The organism is Nostocoides jenkinsii Ben 74 (assembly GCF_001046875.1).
Classification (GTDB): Bacteria; Actinomycetota; Actinomycetes; order Actinomycetales; family Dermatophilaceae; genus Nostocoides_A; species Nostocoides_A jenkinsii.
In genome coordinates this window covers 3504526-3507377 of the sequence record NZ_HF571038.1, presented here as the reverse complement: position 1 = coordinate 3507377, position 2852 = coordinate 3504526, and the positions used below count along the sequence as shown (strand labels likewise).

Annotated in this window: 2 protein-coding genes and 1 pseudogene; 1 reads left to right on the top strand and 2 read right to left on the bottom strand. The window is 68.1% G+C overall.

Annotated features, from left to right (window positions below; translation table 11 throughout):
- Positions 1-155: 155 nt before the first annotated feature.
- Together groL and groES are read right to left on the bottom strand one after the other, a co-directional pair.
- Positions 156-1772, bottom strand: a complete 1617-nt coding sequence (groL, locus tag BN13_RS16685) for a chaperonin GroEL (protein ID WP_048548307.1) — start codon at positions 1770-1772, stop codon at positions 156-158.
- A 17-nt stretch (positions 1773-1789) separates the two neighbouring features.
- Positions 1790-2083 carry a co-chaperone GroES gene (groES, locus tag BN13_RS16680; RefSeq protein WP_048548305.1) on the bottom strand — a complete coding sequence of 98 codons (294 nt, stop codon included), beginning with the start codon at positions 2081-2083 and terminating at the stop codon, positions 1790-1792.
- A 195-nt stretch (positions 2084-2278) separates the two neighbouring features.
- Between groES and BN13_RS19770 the strand changes: the two are divergent.
- Positions 2279-2852 (top strand): annotated as a pseudogene (locus BN13_RS19770) (class I SAM-dependent methyltransferase); the annotation flags it as partial.

The window sequence follows — 2852 nt, the reverse complement described above, 5'->3', positions numbered from 1 at the left end:
CCTTGCAAGGCGTGCTCAAGTTCGTAAGGCGTGCTCAAGTTCGTACTGGAGGAGGCGCGGCGGGCGAGGCGGGCGGGCGTTACTGGACAAGGCGGGAAACGCGAAGCCGCGCCCGGCCCCGGGGAGGGGCGGGCGCGGCATACGCGAATCGGGGGTCAGTGACCGTGACCGTGGCCGTGACCGGCCGCGGGAGCGGGCTCCTCTTCCTTCTTCTCGACCACGAGCGTGTCGGTGGTCAGGACCATCGACGCGATCGAGGCGGCGTTGCGCAGTGCCGACCGGGTCACCTTGACCGGGTCGACGACGCCGGCCGCGATGAGGTCGACATAGTCGCCGGTCGCGGCGTTAAGGCCCTGCCCTGACGGGAGTTCGCCCACCTTGGAGACGGCGACGTAGCCCTCCAGGCCGGCGTTCTCGGCGATCCAGCGCAGCGGCTCGGCCGCGGCCTTGCGCACGATATTGGCGCCGGTCTGCTCGTCACCGGTCAGGCCGAGCTCGTCAAGAGCGGGCAGCGCGTGGACGAGAGCGGTGCCGCCACCGGCGACGATGCCCTCTTCGATCGCCGCGCGGGTGGCGGAGATCGCGTCCTCGATGCGGTGCTTCTTCTCCTTGAGCTCCACCTCGGTGTGCGCGCCGACCTTGATCACGCAGACGCCACCGGCGAGCTTGGCGAGGCGCTCCTGGAGCTTCTCGCGGTCCCAGTCGGAGTCGGTGCGCTCGATCTCGGCCTTGATCGTGTTGACGCGGCCCGTGACGTCACCGGCGTCGCCGGAGCCGTCGATGATCGTCGTGTTGTCCTTGGTGACGACAACGCGGCGCGCCTGACCGAGCAGCTCGAGGCTGACCTGGTCGAGCTTGAGGCCAACCTCTTCGGAGACGACCTGGCCACCGGTGAGGATGGCCATGTCCTGCAGCATCGCCTTGCGGCGGTCACCGAAGCCGGGCGCCTTGACGGCGACGGCATTGAACGTGCCGCGCAGCTTGTTGACGACCAGGGTCGACAGGGCTTCACCGTCAATGTCCTCGGCGATGATGACCAGCGGCTTGCCGGTCTTCATGACCTTCTCCAGCACCGGGAGGATCTCGGCGATCGTGGAGATCTTGGACTGGTTGATCAGCAGGTAGGCGTCCTCGAGGACGGCCTCCATGCGCTCGGGGTCAGTCACGAAGTAGGGGCTGATGTAGCCCTTGTCGAACTGCATACCCTCGGTGAACTCCAGGACGGTCTCGGCCGTGGAGGACTCCTCGACCGTGATGACACCGTCCTTGCCGACCTTGTCGAAGGCGTCGGCGATGGTGTCGCCGATGCCCTTGTCCTGCGCGGACAGCGCGGCGACGGAGGCGATCTCCTCCTTGCCACCGACCTCGCGGGCGTTGGTCAGCAGGCGCTCGTTGAGGGCCTCGACGGCCTTGTCGATGCCGCGCTTAAGGCTCGCCGGCGCGGCCCCGGCCGCGACATTACGCAGGCCTTCCTTGACCATCGCCTGGGCGAGAACGGTCGCGGTGGTCGTGCCGTCACCCGCCACGTCATTGGTCTTGGTGGCGACCTCCTTCGCGAGCTGGGCACCGAGGTTCTCGTACGGGTCCTCGAGCTCGACCTCACGCGCGATGGTCACGCCATCGTTGGTGATGGTCGGGGCGCCCCACTTCTTGTCGATGACGACATTGCGGCCCTTGGGGCCGAGCGTCACCTTGACCGCATTGGCGAGGGCGTCGACGCCCCGCTCCAGCGACTTGCGGGCGGAGTCGTTGAACTCCAGTTCCTTGGCCATGGATGTCCTTTGTCAGATCACCCAACGACCGCGAGCACGTCGCGGGCGCTGAGGATGAGGTACTCGACGCCGCCGTGCTTGATCTCGGTGCCGCCGTACTTGCTGTAGATGACCCGGTCGCCGACCTGGACGTCGAGCGGAACGCGGTTGCCCTTGTCGTCGATGCGGCCCGGGCCGACCGCCAAGACCTCGCCCTCCTGGGGCTTCTCCTTGGCCGTGTCCGGGATGACCAGGCCGGATGCCGTCGTCTGCTCAGCCTCGAGGGACTTGATGACGATGCGGTCTTCGAGCGGCTTGATGGAAACCGACACGATGACTCCTTCATTGTTGACTGCGGGATGAAGAACGAATGTCGTGCCGCAGCGATCTCGCCGTCGCGGGGGTCGAGGCCGATGTGCACGGTTGGCACTCACACGAGGAGAGTGCCAACTCTCAATCTAAGCGTGCTTTAGCACTCGGTCAACTTGAGTGCCAGCCCCGGCGCGTTGCCTGCCAGGGCTGGTTGGATGGCTCTCGTGGATGTCGCGGAGGTGCGTTGGCTGGGCTCGCCCGAGGGCCGCGCGATGCTCCACGCCCTCCCCCCGTATGCGGAGGCGGCGGCCATCCCTCTCATCACCGCCTTGCGTGGTCAGGGACTGCCGGCCGAGCATGCCGCCGCGCTGGTGACCCAGCAGCGACTGCGCGACCGAGCCCGAGCGAAGTTCGCGCACTTCGTCGACGGAATGCTGTTCACCGCGGACGGCCTGGAACAGGCGACCCGACTGGAGGTGGCCGCCACCCATGCCCAGCGGTATGCCGCGGCCTCCATCGCCACCGTCCACGACCTCGGCTGCGGGATCGGGTCCGATGCGATGGCGACCTCTGCCTTGGGCGTGACCGTCACCGCGGTGGACGCCGACCCGGTCACCGCGCTCATCGCCGACCTCAACTTGCGTCCGTGGCCGGATTCGCGGGCACGGGTCGGCCGGGCGGAGGAGTTCCGCGCGCCCGTCGGGGCCGGGCGTGACCGGATCGGGGCGTGGCTCGACCCCGCGCGCCGCACCCCGGGCGTGGCCGATATCAACGGCCGGACTCGGCGGG

Excerpts from the sequence above, each read along its gene's own strand:
- groL (WP_048548307.1), bottom strand. The coding sequence starts at position 1,772 with ATGGCCAAGGAACTGGAGTTCAACGACTCCGCCCGCAAGTCGCTGGAG.